Below are 18,295 nucleotides of genomic sequence, written 5' to 3' on the forward strand. Positions count from 1 at the left end.
TGAATGTTTACAAGAGATTTAAAAAGTATGGGTATATTTTTATTGGTATTTTTAGTTTTCATTTCCTGCACAACAATTGATGCATATGCAGATGATTCAAATAGCGTTTTTAAGACAGCCAAAACAATAAAAATTGGAGAAAGTATAAGTGCTCAATTAAGTAAAACCGCTGAAAAAGATTATTATGCATTTGTAACAAAGGCCGCCGGAAGCTATATTATAAGGTCTACAGGTGAAATTGATACTGTTGGTGTTCTTTATGACCAAAATTTTAAAGAGATTAAAATGAATGATGAGGGGGATTCAGGAACATCCAACTTCTGTATAGTTTCAAATCTTGAAGCAAATAGAACCTATTATGTATGTGTTTATAGTTATACAAAGGATGATACGGGCGATTATCAAATAAGTGTTGTTAAGAGCGACATGCTGATACATTCATTTAATGAGTATAGTAAAAATGATATTATAGCCAATGTAGTAGTTTTTAACACTACCAAGGTGCCTATTAAATTATCTGATATAAAATTAAGATATTATTATACAAGTGAGGGTAATGCAAATCAAACATTTAAATGTGATTATTCCAGCGTTGGAGAGGATAAGGTCATCGGTAAATTTGAAAATACTAATGTTAAGTCGGAAAATGCCGATACTTATGTTGAAATAATGTTCAATGATAAATCAACTGTTATTGAATCAGGCTATTATACAGAGATTAAGATTATAATTCATAACAGTGGAAGTGTAAAATATAAAATGGATAATGATTGGTCAGCTAATAGATATGCAGAAGAGTATACTATAAACAGCAATATTACCGGATATTTAAATGGGACTTTAAATTGGGGCAGTGAACCTGATCATGAATGAAAAATATAGTAAAATACAGTGTATTGGGAGGAAAAATAAATGAATGAAATGCAAGTTGTACTATTTAGCCTAAATGAAATTGCCTGTGGAACGGATTCCTCGCAGGTCCACGAGATTGTAAAGTTCCAGGAAATTAGCAGAGTTCCCAATATGCCCAGATTCATAGAAGGAATAATCAACTTAAGAGGTAAAGTTGTTCCAATAGTCAATTTGAATAGACGTTTTGAATTAGGTGAAACACCTGTAACTAAGAAAACAAAAATAATTATTACTAGAATAAATGAATCATTTATAGGGTATTTGGTTAATGAAGTTTCGGAAATAGCCAAATTTCCAGGTAAAGACTTAGAGGAGCCGTCAGAGATATTAAGGAAGATAAACAATACCTACATTAAATGTGTTGGAATAAAAGAAGAGAAGATAACAATAATTCTTGATCTTGCCGCTATTTTGAGCGACAATGAGTTGGAAATGATTAATGGCAGCACCTTGGTAACAGTATAAAGTGTAAAAAATACATAAAAAAATTCCTTACCAGCTGTCTGTAAGGAATTTTTCTTTTATTTCTAGAAAATTATACATTAAACCTGAAAAGTGTAACATCACCATCATTCATAATATATTCCTTTCCTTCGGAACGGACTAGTCCCTTTTCACGGGCAGCAGCATAAGAACCGCATTCTATTAGATCTTTGTATGCAACAATTTCTGCACGTATAAATCCTCTTTCAAAGTCACTGTGTATTTTACCTGCTGCCTGAGGTGCCTTTGTGCCCTTAATAATTGTCCATGCCCTTACTTCGGGCTGGCCTGCGGTCAAATATGAAATAAGGCCTAGAAGCTTGTAACTAGCTTTTATCAGCTTGTCCAAACCTGACTCCGCTATGCCGAGTTCATTTAAAAACTCTGCTTTTTCATCGTCTTCAAGCTGAGCAATTTCTTCTTCCACCTTTGCACTTATAACAATAACTTCAGCACCGTCTTTTTGAGCAAATTCCTTCAACTCATTGACAAATGGGTTGGTGTCAATGGTGGACAAACTGTCTTCTGCTACATTTGCTGCGTACAGCACAGGTTTTGATGTTAATAGAAATACATCATCCATCATTTGCAACTCTTCAGGCGTGAAGCTCATAGATCTAACGGACATGCCATTTTCGAGGCTTGTCTTTATTTTTTCATAAAGCTCAATTTCCAAAAGGTATTTTTTGTCTCCTGACTTTAGCATCTTTTTGGTTCTATCAATTCTTCTTTCTATAACTTCCAAATCAGCAAAAATCAATTCAAGGTTAATGGTTTCGATATCTCTCTTAGGTCCGATTGAGCCATCAACATGGACAATATTGCCATCTTCAAAACAGCGAACTACATGAACAATTGCGTCTACTTCGCGTATATGTGAAAGGAATTTGTTACCAAGACCTTCACCTTTGCTGGCACCCCTGACGAGACCTGCAATATCAACGAATTCTATTGTTGTAGGGGTTACTTTATCCGGATTATACATTTCGGCTAGTTTTTGCAGTCTTTCATCAGGCACTGGAACAATTCCTACATTTGGCTCTATTGTACAAAAGGGATAATTTGCACACTCGGCACCTGCCTTTGTAATTGCATTGAACAAAGTGCTTTTACCCACATTTGGCAAACCGACAATTCCTAATTTCATTTATATCTATCCTTTCATTTTAAATAAGTAAGTTCCACCATAGTATTATAACATGAATTTTCCTGCGGATACAACATTACCAATTCTTATGGAAATACATTTTTGAGAAAGGGAAGACCGTTTTTCCATTCAAGCTGTGCAAAAGGTATACCGAATTGTCCTATTGAACCCCAATATACCGAAGGTAACTTTGCTCCCATTACTATTGCTAATAATGAGTCGCTAACCGGCAAATACAAATACATTTTATTTGAATAATCACATACCATTATTCTAAATTCATTCTCAACTTCCCAGTCAATTGTTTTTGTAAATAATAGATCTTTAATATTCTGGTTAGTAAAATCTTCTAAAACTTTTGGGAGTCCATGATTTTCAATGTCTTCATACTTTATACCCAACTTTTCAATATGGTTTTCCAAGGCTACATAGTTTACTAGGTTATCGTTATAAACTTTATACTTTTCTCTTGAACCAAAATTACTTATCAAAGATTCAATAAGCTTATCTTTATCAAATATCAGGCATAGGCCTTTATGATTATCTGCATAATGTGACCATAATGTCGGTTTGTTAAAACCCCTGTATATCCCTTTGTAATGGTCAGGCACATTAAATATATTCTCTGAATCCCGGGAAAAACATATTACTTTATGATTGTTCCGAAACTTATCAAAATAATCGCGAATTTCATGTATCTTTTTTAAAGGCTCGGAGTTTTCAACTACTGTGTGATTATCAAAAGCAGGAAAGTAGGGATGCAGTATTTGGTATTCTCTAGGATCATTTACTTCAGAAAGGGGAGACAGTCTTAATTTCATATCTTTGAGTATACACTCCAGCCCTTTTTCAAGTGTAGTATAGTGGTAAACATATTGGTCAACTGATTTAATGTGATTATCAAAACATTCGTTCATAGGTACACCCATATAGCTTATTATTATATAAAATATAATAACCATTATATAGCTAAAAAATGTGGAAATAATCAACTAATAATTGGATCTATATGGAATTGTAGTGAAAATAAAGTCGAATAAATGATAATTGTGTCAGATTGGATATGTTATGTATTCTTATACTATAATAGAAATGTAAATGATGTTTAACTGATGTGTGTATAGTATATATTCCATTCAGTATATCTATAGAATATTGTAATACTACATTGATGTTATCCATAGGTACCATGGCTAATACGCTAGATCAAAATATTCTATTGATATAAATTAAATTTAACTTGGGGGTACGTATATGGTTAAAAAGATCAAGAGTTTATTTTTAGTAGCAGCCTTTATGACTACTTTGATTCCTAATTGTGCCATAGCAGCTTCTTCAGATGTAATCATTGATACAAATTTCAACGACAACAAGATAAGCGGCTGGCAATTGGATGTTTCTGGTGAATCTAAAGGCAGTGTAAAGGTTAAGAACAAAGCATTAATGGTAAATGTAGAAAGTAAGGGTGTTAATAAATGGGACTTGGCTTTAAAGCATTCAATAACACCTTTAGAAGTTGGAGGAACTTATAAAGTCGAGTTTTACGTATATTCCGACAAGCAGGAAAGCATTTATGCAAAGATAGGCGACTGTAATGATCCATTTAGAGAATACTGGAACAACAATTGGAGTCCTATAGAAATAAATAGACATAAGAAGTCTATATCTCAGACTTTTACAGTTACAAACTCATCTGATGCAGAAGAAATGGCATTTCATCTCGGCGGAGAATTAAAGGGAATAGCACCTTGCAAAATTTACTTTGATGACATAAAAATAATAAAATTATCTTCTAAAAATGATGTATTAAAATATAACTTTAATGACAATAAAATAGGGAACTGGAAGCTGGATTTGGTGGGTGATGCTAAAGCGTTTACCTACGTAAGAAACGGACAGTTAAAGGCACAAGTGTTTTCAAAAGGAACTAACAGATGGGACATAGCATTAAAGCATGCAATAACTCCTTTGGAAATTGGTGCAACATACAAGGTTGACTTTAAGTTAAATGCTAGGAAAGATACAAGCGTTTATGCCAAGATAGGTGATACTTTAGCTCCATACAAGGAATACTGGAATAACAATTGGAGCCCTATTAAGCTAACTGCCAATACACCAGTGGCAATTTCGCAGACTTTTGTTGTAACAGGTCAGTCAGATCAGGAAGAGATTGCGTTCCATTTGGGCGGTGATTTATGCCTATCTAGATTTTGTGAAATAAGCTTTGATGATATATGCATTACGAAAATCCAAAAGACTGTACCTACGCCAACACCTACACCAACTAACCCGCCAACACCTACATCTACTCCAAAAGATCCTTCAGATATTTTGTATTACAATTTTAATGATGATGCTATTGGTAACTGGGTTCTTGATGCAACCAACGGTGCAGTAGCAAGTTATAAGGTAGAGAAGGGTGAAATGAAGCTTCATGTTGATGCTGCAGGTGAGTCACCATGGGATGTAGCTCTTTATCACAAAATACCATCATTAAAAGCCGGATCAACATATAAAGTGCAATTTGCAATCAAAGCTTCAAATGATGCAAAGGTTTATCCCAAAATCGGTGATGTAGGCGAGCCATTTAGAGAAGTATGGCATCCTCAGGATTGGATGGCTCTAAATATATCTGCAAACAGATTGCTTGTAGTATCGGAATTGTTTGTACCTAATGCTACTTGCCCTGATGAGCTTATAGCTTTTCATTTTGGAGGAAGTAATTCACTGATTTTACCAAATGACTTTATACTGGATGATATATCAATAAGAGAGGTTGCACCTGTACTGACTGCTACACCAACTCCGACACCAACTGTTACACCAACTCAATCTACCGATATTTTGAATTGTAATTTTGATAATGGTGACATAACTGGATGGAATATTGATACAAATAATGGCGGAGAAGCAGGTTACAAGGTTGCAGGTGGAGCATTGCAGGTTAATGTTCAGGCACCCGGCGTAGAGCAATGGGATGTAGCTCTCACTCATAAAATACCTTCATTGATTGCAGGAACAGCATATAAAGTTGAATTTAAGATCAAATCTTCAAAGGATTCAAAGGTATATGCCAAGATTGGTGACGTTTCTCAACCATATAGGGAAGTGTGGAATAATAATTGGAGCCCGATGAACTTACCTGCAAACCAGACTTTAACAATTGTACAAACTTTTGTGCCAAGTGTTACATGTCCTGATGAGCATTTAGCATTCTTCTTTGGCGGAAGGAATGCAAACGCAGAGCCAAATAATATTGAACTGGATGATATAAAAATATCACAGGTAATCGCAACAAGTGCTCCTACTCCTACCCCAACTCCAGCAGCTCCTGCAGGAGTTATAAATTACAATTTTAATGACGGCTCCAATGGAGAGTGGATACTAGATACAGCTAACGGTGCTGCAGCCACTTATGCAGTAGAAAACGGAGAGATGAAAGTTCAAGTTAATGCAGCTGGTGAAAATAAATGGGATGTGGCTCTTTATCACAAATTACCTGCTTTTAAAGTTGGTAAAATATACGACATAAAGTTTAAGATGAGAGCTTCAAAAGATGCCAAGGTCTTTGTAAAAGTTGGAGATATTGGTGAACCATTCAGAGAAATATGGAATAACTCATTTAATGAATATACACTAACAGCAGATCAAAATGTTACAGTATCAAGCTATTTTATCCCGACATATGATTCTGCTGATCAATTGGTGGCTTTCCATATTGGCGGTAAATTAGCCGGTGAAGTACCATATAATCTTTTCTTTGACGATATTCAAATTACTGAAAAGTAATTTCAAGACAAATTTAGGCATGATTGAAATATAACTAAGCACTACATTACCCTATATTTTTACCTAGAAAATGTGGTGTATTCTGCACCACATTTTCTCATGTCAACAGCCAAGGTTCTAATTGTCAATAATATGTACAATTCCGCTGTTACCGTCAATCTCTATCATCTGCCCATTTTTGATGTGTTTGGTAGCAGGGCCCACATTCACAACTGCCGGATTCCATACTCCCTTGCAACGATGCTGCCATGACTTAGCATACCGCCCATATCCATTACAATACCTGCTGCATTTAGGAAATATGGAGTCCAACCTGGATCGGTGAAGGGGGCAACAAGAATTTCACCGGGCAGCAGCTTATCTTCACATTGACAATCCATTATAACCCTGGCAGCACCTCTTGCAATACCTGAGCTAACAGGTATGCCATTTAAGCATGAATCTACCTTTTGAAAGGAAGAATGTAACGCAGCATTAGCATCATATTTACCGATTACTATCGGAGGTGGTGTAAGGCTCTGGTTTTCCGTAAATTCCTGCCTGCGTAATGCAATGAGCTCATCAATCTTTTTGACAGCTTTACCTTTAAGCAGCATATCCAATTCTTCCAATGTTATAAAAAATATATCATCCTTTTCTCTTAAAGTTCCTTCATTGATAAAGCGTCTTTCCATTTCGTAGAGAGATTTGCGTGCAATTGATAACAAGCGGACCACTTCGCTTTTATAATTTTCTCTGGTTGAAAGTCCGCTTCGGGCTTTACTGAGGAAAAAGTTGAAAAGGATGCGTTTAATTGGATTTTTTAATTTTTTCATTACATCTTTATAAAGCTCATCTCTTAGTTTTTTATTCTCATTCTGCTGGGATATAAAATCATCAGCTTTTCCAATATATCCTTTGAGCATATCCAGAATATAATCAGGCTGTTCCGACCATCTTGGAACAAATAGATCTACTTCACCTCGTGCGTGGTGGCCGTGAAGCTCCATAAAAAAATTCCATCTTTCAATAAATTCCTTTCCAATATTTGATTCTGAAAGCTCTTTTCTTAATATTTCAAAGCTTCTACTTTCAAGGACAATTTTTTTTATCTTTTCATTTTTTTCTATCCAGGAAGCAAAATGAATAAGCTCTCTTCCGGAATCAGCAGAAGCCATATTTCCAACACCTGTTAGAAGTAGGTTTCCTGTTTTATTTTTATCATCATTTAGCCATTTTTTACATATTCCTAGAAATCCTGATGTAAATCCCATACCCGAACTTATGCCTATTCCAGCTGTAAAAATATTCTTCTTCCAAACCGTATACCAATGCAAACGATCAGCAAGATCATTAATACTGAGGCTTTGATAGTTAGCCTGCATCGACCTTACTGAATTGTTTCGCATAATATTAAACAACCGATCTGTATTGCTTTTTCTGCTAAGGAACAGGTATGCCATAAGTAAGAAGGGGGATGAGACTATAAATGCAAGTGTTTTGAACAATTGGTAAATAAAATTTTCTTTACCTTCTGCTTCGAAAACATTTGTGGGAACGCCTCCAAATACTTCAGATAAATCCATTTTGACCGGACCAGGCATGTTCTGAACCATCTTGCCGAATAGAGAAACGTTAACATATATCCTGCCTGCAACCATTCCAAAAATCAATCCTTTATCAAGGTTTATACCTAAAATTCTTAAAAAGGGTTTGAAAAGAGTTTTAGTCATATGTTGGAAGTAGGTATAGGTAAGAGGTGTAACCACATATGGCATTATCTCTCCCACATTAACATTGCTCCATACTGTTTGATCCTTTTCTTCAGATAAGGTGGTAATTGGCCGGGATTGTAGGATATATGGCTTCCCATTTATTGATGCCCATTCTATATCTTGAGGGCGGCCAAAGCTCAGTTCTATTTTTTTGCTAAAATAGAGAGTTTTTTTAATAGTTTGACTGTACTTTGTGATTCATTGCTATTACTTGATTCAATTATAGACAGATTATTCTTTGAAACTATTGTTCTTTGAGGTGTTACACGGCCTGAAACCAAAGCCTCGCCTAGTCCTTCAGTGTATTCAATGACTATTTGATTCCTGTTCCCGGATATGGGATTTGCAGTGAATATAACACCTGCAAGCCCCGCGTTCACCATTTTTTGAACTACGACAGCCATTAAAGCTTTTTTATGGTCAATCTTTTTGTGGGTGCGATAAAAAACTGCACGGTCATTAAACAAAGAAAGCCAGCAATTTTTTATACATTTAAGGATATCAGCCTTTCCATTTACATTAAGGTATGTATCCTGTTGGCCTGCAAATGATGCACCGTCAAGATCTTCAGTTGTTGCACTGGATCTTACAGCATAGAAACCTTCCTCACTAAGTGTGTTTAGCGATAGGAGTATTGACTTTTCTACACTAGCAGGTATAGAGGAGGCTGTAAGTAAACTGCGAATTATGGATGCTTCACTTTTTATCCCTTCAATATTATCGGGGGGAATAGCTTCAAGCCTTATAAAAGCATCATTTATGAGGGGTATTGAGTTGAGAAATTCTTCATAGGCATATGTTGTAACGCAGAATCCATCAGGTACCGGAAATCCTTTATTTAAAAGTAAAGCCAGGTTTTTTGCTTTTCCTCCTGCAGCTAGGTGATGAGTAGGTGTTATTTGCTTTAAAGGTATCACAAACGAATTATAATATTTAGTTTTCATATATTGTTATTCCTTTCTAAAAAAGATGGATAACCCACTTACTTTATGATTTTATGAAACACCCTTAATATTATTAAGGAACAGATTAACTAAAAAGTCAATAATGAATTTAATGCATTTTCCATATATGGATTACAAATACATAACAGTAATATGATTTTAATTTCATGAAGGTTTATCGTATGATGTAAATTTAATGGCAGTATGGTAATATAAAAAGCAGTTAATTAATGATTTATACATTAGGCACATCTTACTTAAGAAATTCTTAATAATTTCATTCGCCCTTTTGTAAGATTTAAGTTTTATACTTTAGATATAGTAAAAAAGTGAAAGGGTGATGGGATGAAAACTGGAATAGAGAGGGGAAAACATGAACATATTAGTCTGCGATGATGAAAAGGAAATAGTGGAAGCAATAGAAATTTACTTAAAGCATGAGGGATATGAAGTGTTTAAGGCATCAAACGGACTTGAGGCACTATCAATAATAGAAAATACAGAAATTCATCTCATAATAATGGACATAATGATGCCGAAGATGGATGGTATAAGGACAACAATGAAAATAAGGGATAAGAAAAATATTCCTGTTATCATGTTGTCTGCCAAATCTGAAGATACAGACAAAATTCTTGGACTTAACATTGGTGCAGACGATTATGTCACAAAGCCATTTAATGCACTTGAGCTAATGGCCAGGGTAAAGTCACAGCTTAGAAGGTATACAATGCTTGGAAGTATGGAAGTAAAGAGCGATATGTGGAGGAGTGGTGGCCTTGTTGTGGACGACATCCGCAAAGAGGTAACAGTAGATGGTGAAGCAGTTAAGCTCACGCCTGTTGAATACAAAATATTAAAGCTCCTTTGTGAAAATGCAGGAAGGGTTTATTCCATGGACCAGATATATGAGCAGGTTTGGAATGAGCCGTCCTTCAATCCTGAAAACACGGTGGCAGTCCATATCAGGAGAATCAGGGAGAAGATAGAGCTAAATCCTAAAGAACCGAAATATTTAAAGGTGGTGTGGGGAATTGGATACAAAATTGAGAAATATCAGTAGTACAATATGGTTTAAGCTTATAACAGGGGTGATTTGTATTGCCGGAATGCTTCTAGTATTATACAGTATTACCGGTTTCAATGACATAAGGTTTGTAAGAGAACCTAGAGACTATAATGAAAGCACCGAATTAAAGAATAAGATAGACAAAATATATTATAGCTTGGCTGAGTTAGCAATACTTAGAAGTGAGGATTATATAAAATCAGGAAAAACTGTTACTGAAGACAGACTGAGGAATCAAAAAAATAATATTTTACAGGAGAAATTTAATGCTGTAGAAGTTATTAAAAGTCAATATGACTCATTTATTGAACAGGCAAAAGCAAATAATGACAGTGATCAAACTCGGTTGATCAAAGAGCGGGATGACCTGATATCAAAGGAAAATGAGAATTATGATAAAAAAATAGCTCAGATTAATAACGATATAATAAATGAGGATTTATCCAGATATAACGATATAATCTTAAATTTATCGGCTAGTAAACTGTATTTCAGCATAATATCTGCTATTGATGGAAAAATAGCTGACAATACTGTAAATAAAAATGATTTAGAAAATTTCTTCAAAAGTCTTCCTTACCATATCAAGTCTCAGAATGGCTCCTATTATGGATATGATGGTCAATTTTATGGTAGAAGTGACAACTCGCTTGCTGGAATTACTATTTACGTAGGTGTATCGGAATCGGATTATGCAGAAGGTAAGAAAATATATGAATCTAACAGGAATCATGGTCTGGAATGTCTTTATATTGCTATTTTGGGCATGATAGTTTCTATCCTTGGATATATATTGTTTTTAATTTCGGCAGGCCGAAGGAAGAATTCTATAGATATTCATTTAACTTTTGTGGATGGACTATATCTGGATGTAGGTGCTTTTATTTTACTTTTACCGGTTATAGGATTGATTATATTTGTCGGTTTTGTTCCAAGCAGAATTATGGTCACTGACACAATGACATTTATGCTTGTGGCATCACCTGCTGTTATAGCTGGAGTCGTGTTAAGCCTTTTGTACTCTTCGATATTCATAAAACATCTAAAGAGAAGAACAGTACTAAAAAATACACTGGTATATGCTGTTCTACGCTATATCAAACGCTTTATAAAGGGGTCTGCCGATCAATACGGTAAGCTTGCACTTTCGGGACAAACTGCATTTTATATAACAGCATTTTTTATTGCTTATAATTTTGTAACAGCAGTAGCACTTTATATGTTTTATTATAGTTTAAGATGGTCCCGTGGTGCTGCAGTGCTTTTTGCACTTTTGATCTATGGTGGTGTAAACCTTCTGATGCTCATGTATATAATAAAGAGGATTTCATACTTCAAGGTAATTGCAGAAGGAGTGAAGAAAATAAAGGGCGGCCAGCTTGCGTGGAGGATTCCGGAAGGTCCTAATCTGGTAATGACAGAGCTTTCAGATGACATAAACAATATTGCACAAGGCCTTGGTGCATCAGTTGAAAATGAATTAAAGGCGGAAAGAATGAAGGCGGAGCTTATAACAAATGTTTCACATGATTTGAAAACACCGCTCACATCAATAATAACATATGTAGACTTACTTAAAAAGGAAGGCCTGGATTCTGAAAATGCACCTAAATATCTTGAAATACTGGACATAAAGTCTCTAAGGCTAAAAAACCTGACAGAGGACTTGTTTGAAGCTGCGAAAGCTTCAAGCGGTAATATAACTGTCAACATGGAACAATTGGATCTTGTATCCCTTATTAAGCAAGGCTTTGGAGAATTAGGCGATAAGGTGGAGGCATCAGGGCTTGACTTTATAACAAGCTTCCCTGGTGAAAAGATAATGATAAAGGCAGATGGAAAGCTTCTATGGCGTGTTGTAGATAACCTTCTGACAAATGTATTCAAATATGCAATGCCTTCTTCAAGGGTGTATGTATCGGTATTTAAAGAGGATGGTTTTTCTGGAATTGTTATTAAAAACATATCTGCATTCCCGCTTAATATTCCTGCCGAAGAGCTGATGGAGAGGTTTAAGCGAGGAGATGAGTCAAGAAACAGCGAAGGCTCGGGATTGGGGCTTGCAATTGCCAGGAGCCTCACAGAACTCCAAGGAGGAAAACTTACAATAGATATAGATGGAGATCTATTTAAAGCTACTGTAAAGCTGCCAGTGAAATGATAATCTATCGGTATATCATGGTTTTGCCAAGAAGCAAAAAAACGTAAAAATATCCCATTAAGCTATTTATTTTAGCTTAATGGGGTATTTTATGAATAAAATCTTATATTTTACTATTTAAAGATTGGGGGCTACATAATAGTGATAACCAGTGTTCGGCTGTCTGAAAGCTATTAAAGTAGGTAGCTTGTGCACCGGATTGTTTAAAAATAAATTCAATGGTAACTTTTAACATTGGGTTATCCCTTAATATAACTGCAGTCTTATTCAATCCAGCTGTTAAAGCGAGGGTTTGTGCCTCTACATGCAAGTGAATGAACTCAGAAGTGCTGCCTTTATAGAGGGTTAAATCTACAATAGCATTGAAGCCAGGGGTTAATTTATCTATGGCAATCATGATGTCTTCCAGATAATATTCTAATTGCGATGTCTTATCCCATAAACCTAAAAAAGTAATGATAAGTATATTACTTGATACATTTACTGATATCTCATAAGAACTGTTTTTTGCGATTTTGGTTAAATCCATCATATCCATAAAACTCACCTGAATCTTTCCTTTTATAGTTTGTCCATAAATCCAAGTATTGATTGTTCTTGTAATATATATCGGCATATTTGCATATTTAAATAACATTATGTATTATTACACATATGGGATTTGCAGGTGGTTTATGTTGTTTTATTATTGATAATCTAAATACGTTTTACCAAAGTTCTTAGCAAGCATTATAATATCGGACATATTGATTATTCCATCGTTATTAAAGTCCGCAGCAGCATTATACAATGTATGTGAAGATGTTAAGCTAAATACTTTGGCTATTATAATCACGTCTTCCATATTTATTACCTGATTGTTATTCATATCGCCTTCCATTAATCCTATGGGACTGTTTGGACCGGAAATAGATAAGCTTAAGCGATCTGATGGAATTTTAACATTTATGTTCCTGGTTAGAAATCCGGGCTTTGAAATTTTTAATGTAAATTCTGTTAAAGATGGTGTGATTCCATTAATCTCAAATAATCCTTTAAAGTCAGATGATGCCGAATAATTAGTTCCTTCAATTTCTGCCTTAAAACCTTCACCCTTTACATATCCATTTATTGACCTTAGTGATGCTGAAGGCGTACTGGTCGGGCTTGGTGTTACGGTAGGGGATGATGTTATGGTTGGCTTTAATGTAGGTGTAGATGAGGGCAGTCCCACATTAGCCTCTAAAAAGGCATCCATGGCAATTGTCGGCCTTCCGTTAAGGTTCCATGCACCTTTGCCATATCCGGCCCAGTTATAACACTGGGTTCCCAATAAAATACCCCAAGACCTTTTCCATTTGAGACTGATCTGACTTTTTTTATGAGGTCTGAAATCAAGCTCTTTGAGCTGCTTGCAGCAGTATTATCCATACCAACTTCGCATATCATTACTTCCTTTCCATACCTGGAAACCATATCATTCATGTTGGTGAGGCACTGGTTACTTAAGGTGGTAAAGTTATCCTGATTGGGATAAAGAGACATACCTATTATGTCGTATTTGCCGCCATTGTTCTTAAGGCCGTCGAAAATCCACTTGAATAAACTGTTATCATATCCATTTGATATATGTACTATCACCTTTGCCTCAGGAAAAACAGCCTTTACAGCATCATAACCCCGGGTAACAAGCTGGGCAAAATTTTTCATGCTTACTGATGCTTTTCCGTCATCCCAAAGCATACCATTGTTGGTCTCATTTCCAACCTGAACCCATTCAGGTGTTACTCCATTGTTTTTTAATGCATTTAATACGTCTAAGGTGTGATCATAAACATCAGTCTGTAACTGCGTGATTGTGTGGTTTTTCCAGGCTTCAGGCTTATACTGTTTTCCTGGGTCTGCCCAGGAATCGCTGTAATGAAAATCAATCATTATTCTAAACCCCATGTTGGCACAGCGCTTCGCAAGGGCAACAGTTTCAGCTTTGCTACAGTGGCCGCTGTATGGATCATTTGACGGATTTACCCATACTCTCAGTCTTATTGAATTTATCCCATGTTCCTTTAAAATTTGAAGGCAATCTTTTTGTACTCCGTTATCGTCATAAAACTTGTATCCTTTAGCTTCCATCTGAGGCAACCAACTAACATCGGCTCCGCATGAAAAAGCAGCGGCATGGGCTTCTATGAATGATAACATGTTGATAAGAATAACAGAAATAAATACCAGTGATAAGATTGCCGGAATTTTAAAAATATAATTTTTCATTTAGAAATTACTCCCTCCTATTTTGTAATTGAGAATCGGATATTATTTCTTAGCCATTACTAATGCGAAAAGAAACTGCGATTTTATGGGTATATTAGAAAAAAGTTTTATAATAATTTTTGTTTGTACAATAATTATTGTAAAATATATTAATATATAAGTATTATATCAAATGAAAAATTTTTGTCACAAAATTATAAGGTTAAGTGTTAACATTATAGATAACGTTATTAACCTGCTTAAGATTAACTTACAATGTTAACATAGTGTACACTAAAGTGATAGGAGTGGATTGTCATAAGCATGTCAATGGAAGGTCAGATTAACAGATTTAAAAATGTTTCTGATGATTTCAGACTAATTTATGAAAAATATTATCGCGTAATACTTCGCCATACAGCTTATATTACCGGAAGTATTCAAACCGCTGAGGATTTGACACAGGAAGCTTTTATAAAGCTCTATAATGCACCTCCGCAGCATTCAAATATTATAGCCTGGTTGTCAATGGTTGCAAATAACCTTGCTTACAACCATATAAGGAATGAAAACTCGAGAAGAAGCAAGGAACCAGTCATATATGAAGGTGAATCGGATAAGGTAATATCTATCGAGGATGCCGCTATCATGAATTATGATATAAGGCAGACCAAGAAAATACTTGATTCAATGCCGGAAAGAGACCGGATTTGCTTACTTATGAAGTTTTCAGGCTACAAATATGATGAAATTGCTGAAGTAATAAAAGTGGAAAAGTCTTCAGTTGGAACTATACTTGCCCGTGCACAGGCAAAGTTTAAGGAAAAGTACGTAAAGGGAGGTACATTAATATGAAATGTCAGGATAATGGATTCTTACAGGCATATATAGACGGAGAGCTGGAAATCGATGAAAAAAAGCAGCTTGAGGAGCATATTGTTAAATGCGACAGATGCAGAGATGCATTGAGCATTATAAAATCAAATGATGATTTTGCATATATGAAAATTAAGGAATATAGAGATAATATGTATGACAGGGTGAATGATGCAGATGAAATTATTCGGCCTGCAAATAACAAAAAGAAAGATAAAAACAACCAAACAAAAATTGAAAAAGGAGTGTATAAAATTATGTTAAAAAATAAAAGAATCGCTGCTGTTGCATGTGCTGCAGTAATAATGACTACATGCCTGGCTTTCCAGCCCGTTAGAGCTGCAATATCAAACACACTACTTATATTTAGAGCAAATGATGTAAAAAGTATTAATATTACCCTAGATGATATTGACAAAATCAAGGCTCAGCTTACAAAAACCGATGCTGAGATAGATCTTAAGAATATGGGTAAAATAAAGACTACAGGCAGCGTTGAAAACAAAACTTTAAGCATTGAGGAAGCCAAAGCATTAAAGGATTTTGAAGTTGCTTTTCCAGCCGAATCAATAGCTAATAATCCTCAAATTTCTACGGTAAATCCTTTTACAATGGAATTTACATTAAATGTTCCAAGCATAAACAAATTCTTAAAATCCTTCGGTACCCAAACACTATTGCCTGAAAGCCTGGACGGGAAAACATTTCAGGTTAATTTCCCAAGGGTAATTAATATAAATTATAATGACAGCACAAACGGCTATCTTCAGATGATACAGACAAAGAGCCCGGAAATCAATGCACCTGAAGGGGTTAATCCGGATGATATATACAATTCATTATTATCCATGCCGCTTTTGCCTGAAAACATAAAGAAGCAGTTAAGCAATGCTAAGGATTGGAAGGATACACTATATATCCCTGTTGTTGACTCCAAATCCCAGGAAGTAAGTGTTAATGGGGCAAAGGGATATATTATAAACTCAGGTTCCCAATACAATAATATTGTGTGGTATAATAATGAAGTGTTGTATTCTATTGGCGGTACGGTGAGCAAGGATGAATTAATAAAAATTGCTAACTCTGTGAGGTAATAATGGTTATTGAGACGAATAATATCACTAAATTTTATGGCAAAAAGCTGGGTTGTAAAGATATTTCCATATCGGTCAAGGAAGGTGAGATATTTGGGTTCCTTGGCCCTAATGGGGCAGGTAAAAGCACATTTATAAAAATTATGACAGGCCTGCTTTTTCCTACATCAGGCACAGCTATGATACTTGGAAAGCCCTTAAACGATATATCGGTAAGGAGGAGAATAGGCTTCCTGCCGGAAAATTTTAAATATGGGGAATGGATGACAGGGGAAGATCTCCTGTCTTTCCATGCGTCTTTATACAAGCTTGATAAGAACTTTGTTAAAGAAAGGATAAGGGAAGTCTTATCTTTGGTAAAACTTACAGGTCATGAAAAATACAAGCTCGGAACATACAGTAAAGGTATGCAGCAGCGATTAGGCCTGGCTAGTGCTCTCCTTCCCGATCCTGATCTTCTGTTTCTCGATGAACCTACTTCAGCACTTGATCCCATAGGAAGAAAAGAGGTTAGGGATATAATGACGGAGCTTAAAAGGAGAGGCAAAACAATTCTATTAAACAGTCACCTTTTAAGTGAAGTGGAAATGGTGTGCGACAGCCTTGTAATTATAAACAAAGGCTCGGTTGTTATTCAGGGTGATATGCAGGAGCTCTTAAAGGGTGAGGAAATTTTGCACATACATGCTGAGGATATAAGCGGGGAAATACTTAATATGCTCAAAAAAATCGATGAAAAATTGGTATTTGAAAACAACAGGATCAGTATGAAAGTTAACAGCAAGGATGATGTTCAAAAGACTGCTGCCATAATAGTAAATGGAGGCGGAAAACTATATGAACTTAAAACCCAGGGAACAAATCTGGAAAGTAAATTCATCAGCCTGATAGAAGGTGGTGATAAAAAATGATGACCATAGCTTTCACCACATTTAAAGAGGCCTTGAGGAAGAAACTGCTGCTGTTAATAGGAGCACTGTCGGTTATTTATATATTGTTGTTCACAATAATTACTTACTTTTATGCAAAGGATGTTAAAAACGGAACACTGATGGATACGGTTCAGATAGCCAGCATAGCGTCTCAGCTCATATCAGTTATGGGATTTTATTTTTCCAGTATGCTGGTTGCACTTCTTACAATAATGACATCATTAAGCTCAATATCCTCGGAGGTTGAGAATGGAACAATTCATTCAATAATAACAAAGCCATTAAAACGTTATGAATACATAATGGGTAAATATATAGGTCTTGGGATTATATCGGTATCATATGCTACAATTTTATTTCTGCTGGTAATTCTTATTCCTAAAATTAATGGGCTGCCTGTTACAAATATAATGGATCTGTCAGGAATTATAAAAGGGTGGGGGGTATTTATACTAGAGCCGCTGGCTATACTTTCATTATCTATATTTGGAAGCTCTATTTTCCATACCCTTACAAATGGTATAATTGTTATTGCAATATATATCCTTGGTCTTATAGGAAGCATGATGGAGCAAATAGGTTCCTTAATTTCAAACGACAATCTGTATAAATTCGGAATATTCTCGAGTCTTATATCTCCATTTGACTTGATTTATAGAAAGATGATTTCGCTGGTTTTTTCCGGTGCAGTCATTGCAAACCCCATGAGCGGGGGCTTAATTCCGGTGCCACATCTCCCAGCATATGGATGATGGTTTATATAGGTATTTATCTTGTAGGGTTGCTGGTTTGGGCTGTTGCAAAGTTTAACAAGAGGGACATAAGTTAAGGAGTGCCTTAGCCATTCCTAAAAAGGATTTATTAATGCTAAATGACAAAAAAGTACTAGGGGTGTCGCAAAACTA

Annotated in this window: 16 protein-coding genes and 1 pseudogene; 9 read left to right on the forward strand and 8 right to left on the reverse strand. The window is 35.5% G+C overall.

What is annotated here, in order from left to right; translation table 11 throughout:
• Window positions 1-3 precede the first annotated feature (3 nt).
• Entirely contained in the window at window positions 4-873 is an 870-nt protein-coding gene (locus Bccel_RS02280; protein ID WP_050753007.1) for a cellulose binding domain-containing protein, read from the forward strand.
• Between the two features lie 39 nt (window positions 874-912).
• Window positions 913-1,377: a chemotaxis protein CheW gene (locus Bccel_RS02285; protein ID WP_036946507.1), complete on the forward strand. Its 465-nt coding sequence runs from the start codon at window positions 913-915 to the stop codon at window positions 1,375-1,377.
• A 70-nt stretch (window positions 1,378-1,447) separates the two neighbouring features.
• Here Bccel_RS02285 and ychF read toward each other — a convergent pair whose 3' ends face one another.
• Window positions 1,448-2,542 (reverse strand): redox-regulated ATPase YchF, encoded by a 1,095-nt coding sequence (ychF, locus tag Bccel_RS02290; protein ID WP_036946509.1) that lies wholly within the window; start codon window positions 2,540-2,542, stop codon window positions 1,448-1,450.
• A gap of 86 nt (window positions 2,543-2,628) precedes the next feature.
• Entirely contained in the window at window positions 2,629-3,459 is an 831-nt protein-coding gene (locus tag Bccel_RS02295) for a DUF2971 domain-containing protein (RefSeq protein ID WP_036946512.1), read from the reverse strand.
• 337 nt (window positions 3,460-3,796) lie between these two features.
• Here Bccel_RS02295 and Bccel_RS02300 point away from each other — a divergent pair, with 337 nt between their 5' ends.
• Complete coding sequence (locus Bccel_RS02300) at window positions 3,797-6,331, forward strand: carbohydrate binding domain-containing protein (protein WP_036946515.1); 2,535 nt, start codon at window positions 3,797-3,799, stop codon at window positions 6,329-6,331.
• Window positions 6,332-6,537: 206 nt separating this feature from the next.
• Here Bccel_RS02300 and Bccel_RS02305 read toward each other — a convergent pair whose 3' ends face one another.
• The 3 genes and pseudogenes from Bccel_RS02305 to Bccel_RS02310 all read right to left on the reverse strand — a co-directional run bounded on the left by Bccel_RS02305 (window position 6,538) and on the right by Bccel_RS02310 (window position 9,029).
• Window positions 6,538-8,100 (reverse strand): PEP-utilizing enzyme, encoded by a 1,563-nt coding sequence (locus tag Bccel_RS02305; RefSeq protein WP_152965896.1) that lies wholly within the window; start codon window positions 8,098-8,100, stop codon window positions 6,538-6,540.
• A 75-nt stretch (window positions 8,101-8,175) separates the two neighbouring features.
• A pseudogene (locus tag Bccel_RS32430) lies at window positions 8,176-8,262 on the reverse strand (hypothetical protein); the annotation flags it as partial.
• Window positions 8,229-9,029: a PEP/pyruvate-binding domain-containing protein gene (locus Bccel_RS02310; RefSeq protein ID WP_050753009.1), complete on the reverse strand. Its 801-nt coding sequence runs from the start codon at window positions 9,027-9,029 to the stop codon at window positions 8,229-8,231. The gene Bccel_RS02310 and the pseudogene Bccel_RS32430, both read right to left, overlap by 34 nt.
• A gap of 373 nt (window positions 9,030-9,402) precedes the next feature.
• On the opposite strand from Bccel_RS02310, the gene Bccel_RS02315 reads away from it, so the two are divergent.
• Together Bccel_RS02315 and Bccel_RS02320 are read left to right on the forward strand one after the other, a co-directional pair.
• Window positions 9,403-10,092 (forward strand): response regulator transcription factor, encoded by a 690-nt coding sequence (locus Bccel_RS02315; RefSeq protein WP_036946521.1) that lies wholly within the window; start codon window positions 9,403-9,405, stop codon window positions 10,090-10,092.
• Window positions 10,064-12,259, forward strand: a complete 2,196-nt coding sequence (locus tag Bccel_RS02320; RefSeq protein WP_036946526.1) for a sensor histidine kinase — start codon at window positions 10,064-10,066, stop codon at window positions 12,257-12,259. Before Bccel_RS02315 ends, Bccel_RS02320 begins: the two co-directional genes overlap by 29 nt.
• 103 nt (window positions 12,260-12,362) lie before the next feature.
• On the opposite strand, the gene Bccel_RS02325 is transcribed toward Bccel_RS02320, so the two are convergent.
• The 3 genes from Bccel_RS02325 to Bccel_RS02330 form a co-directional block, all read right to left on the reverse strand.
• On the reverse strand, window positions 12,363-12,797 hold the full coding sequence (locus tag Bccel_RS02325) for a hypothetical protein (RefSeq protein WP_152965897.1): 435 nt from the start codon (window positions 12,795-12,797) through the stop codon (window positions 12,363-12,365).
• A 147-nt stretch (window positions 12,798-12,944) separates the two neighbouring features.
• A complete protein-coding gene (locus Bccel_RS31175) occupies window positions 12,945-13,496 on the reverse strand; it encodes a dockerin type I domain-containing protein (protein ID WP_242856985.1) in 552 nt (183 codons plus the stop codon).
• The gene (locus tag Bccel_RS02330; protein ID WP_242856986.1) at window positions 13,481-14,509 is read right to left on the reverse strand and encodes a glycoside hydrolase family 53 protein; all 1,029 of its coding nucleotides are present in this window, start codon (window positions 14,507-14,509) and stop codon (window positions 13,481-13,483) included. The genes Bccel_RS31175 and Bccel_RS02330 overlap by 16 nt, the downstream gene beginning before the upstream one ends.
• Before the next feature lie 303 nt (window positions 14,510-14,812).
• On the opposite strand from Bccel_RS02330, the gene Bccel_RS02335 reads away from it, so the two are divergent.
• Genes Bccel_RS02335 through Bccel_RS02350 form a run of 4 tightly spaced genes read left to right on the forward strand, consistent with a single transcriptional unit; the run spans window position 14,813 to window position 18,142 of the window.
• On the forward strand, window positions 14,813-15,343 hold the full coding sequence (locus Bccel_RS02335) for a sigma-70 family RNA polymerase sigma factor (RefSeq protein ID WP_242853233.1): 531 nt from the start codon (window positions 14,813-14,815) through the stop codon (window positions 15,341-15,343).
• A complete protein-coding gene (locus tag Bccel_RS02340; RefSeq protein ID WP_036946532.1) occupies window positions 15,340-16,458 on the forward strand; it encodes a DUF4367 domain-containing protein in 1,119 nt (372 codons plus the stop codon). The genes Bccel_RS02335 and Bccel_RS02340 overlap by 4 nt, the downstream gene beginning before the upstream one ends.
• Window positions 16,459-16,460: 2 nt before the next feature.
• Complete coding sequence (locus tag Bccel_RS02345) at window positions 16,461-17,369, forward strand: ABC transporter ATP-binding protein (protein WP_036946535.1); 909 nt, start codon at window positions 16,461-16,463, stop codon at window positions 17,367-17,369.
• Complete coding sequence (locus Bccel_RS02350; RefSeq protein WP_050753010.1) at window positions 17,366-18,142, forward strand: ABC transporter permease; 777 nt, start codon at window positions 17,366-17,368, stop codon at window positions 18,140-18,142. Before Bccel_RS02345 ends, Bccel_RS02350 begins: the two co-directional genes overlap by 4 nt.
• Window positions 18,143-18,295 lie beyond the last annotated feature (153 nt).

It is taken from the genome of Pseudobacteroides cellulosolvens ATCC 35603 = DSM 2933 (assembly GCF_001262605.1).
GTDB classification, from domain to species: Bacteria; Bacillota; Clostridia; order Acetivibrionales; family DSM-2933; genus Pseudobacteroides; species Pseudobacteroides cellulosolvens.

Excerpts from the sequence above, each read along its gene's own strand:
- Bccel_RS02280 (WP_050753007.1), top strand. The coding sequence starts at position 4 with ATGTTTACAAGAGATTTAAAAAGTATGGGTATATTTTTATTGGTATTT.
- Bccel_RS02285 (WP_036946507.1), top strand. The coding sequence starts at position 913 with ATGAATGAAATGCAAGTTGTACTATTTAGCCTAAATGAAATTGCCTGT.
- ychF (WP_036946509.1), bottom strand. The coding sequence starts at position 2,542 with ATGAAATTAGGAATTGTCGGTTTGCCAAATGTGGGTAAAAGCACTTTG.
- Bccel_RS02295 (WP_036946512.1), bottom strand. The coding sequence starts at position 3,459 with ATGAACGAATGTTTTGATAATCACATTAAATCAGTTGACCAATATGTT.
- Bccel_RS02300 (WP_036946515.1), top strand. The coding sequence starts at position 3,797 with ATGGTTAAAAAGATCAAGAGTTTATTTTTAGTAGCAGCCTTTATGACT.
- Bccel_RS02310 (WP_050753009.1), bottom strand. The coding sequence starts at position 9,029 with ATGAAAACTAAATATTATAATTCGTTTGTGATACCTTTAAAGCAAATA.
- Bccel_RS02315 (WP_036946521.1), top strand. The coding sequence starts at position 9,403 with ATGAACATATTAGTCTGCGATGATGAAAAGGAAATAGTGGAAGCAATA.
- Bccel_RS02325 (WP_152965897.1), bottom strand. The coding sequence starts at position 12,797 with ATGGATATGATGGATTTAACCAAAATCGCAAAAAACAGTTCTTATGAG.
- Bccel_RS31175 (WP_242856985.1), bottom strand. The coding sequence starts at position 13,496 with ATGGATGCCTTTTTAGAGGCTAATGTGGGACTGCCCTCATCTACACCT.
- Bccel_RS02330 (WP_242856986.1), bottom strand. The coding sequence starts at position 14,509 with ATGAAAAATTATATTTTTAAAATTCCGGCAATCTTATCACTGGTATTT.
- Bccel_RS02335 (WP_242853233.1), top strand. The coding sequence starts at position 14,813 with ATGTCAATGGAAGGTCAGATTAACAGATTTAAAAATGTTTCTGATGAT.
- Bccel_RS02340 (WP_036946532.1), top strand. The coding sequence starts at position 15,340 with ATGAAATGTCAGGATAATGGATTCTTACAGGCATATATAGACGGAGAG.
- Bccel_RS02345 (WP_036946535.1), top strand. The coding sequence starts at position 16,461 with ATGGTTATTGAGACGAATAATATCACTAAATTTTATGGCAAAAAGCTG.
- Bccel_RS02350 (WP_050753010.1), top strand. The coding sequence starts at position 17,366 with ATGATGACCATAGCTTTCACCACATTTAAAGAGGCCTTGAGGAAGAAA.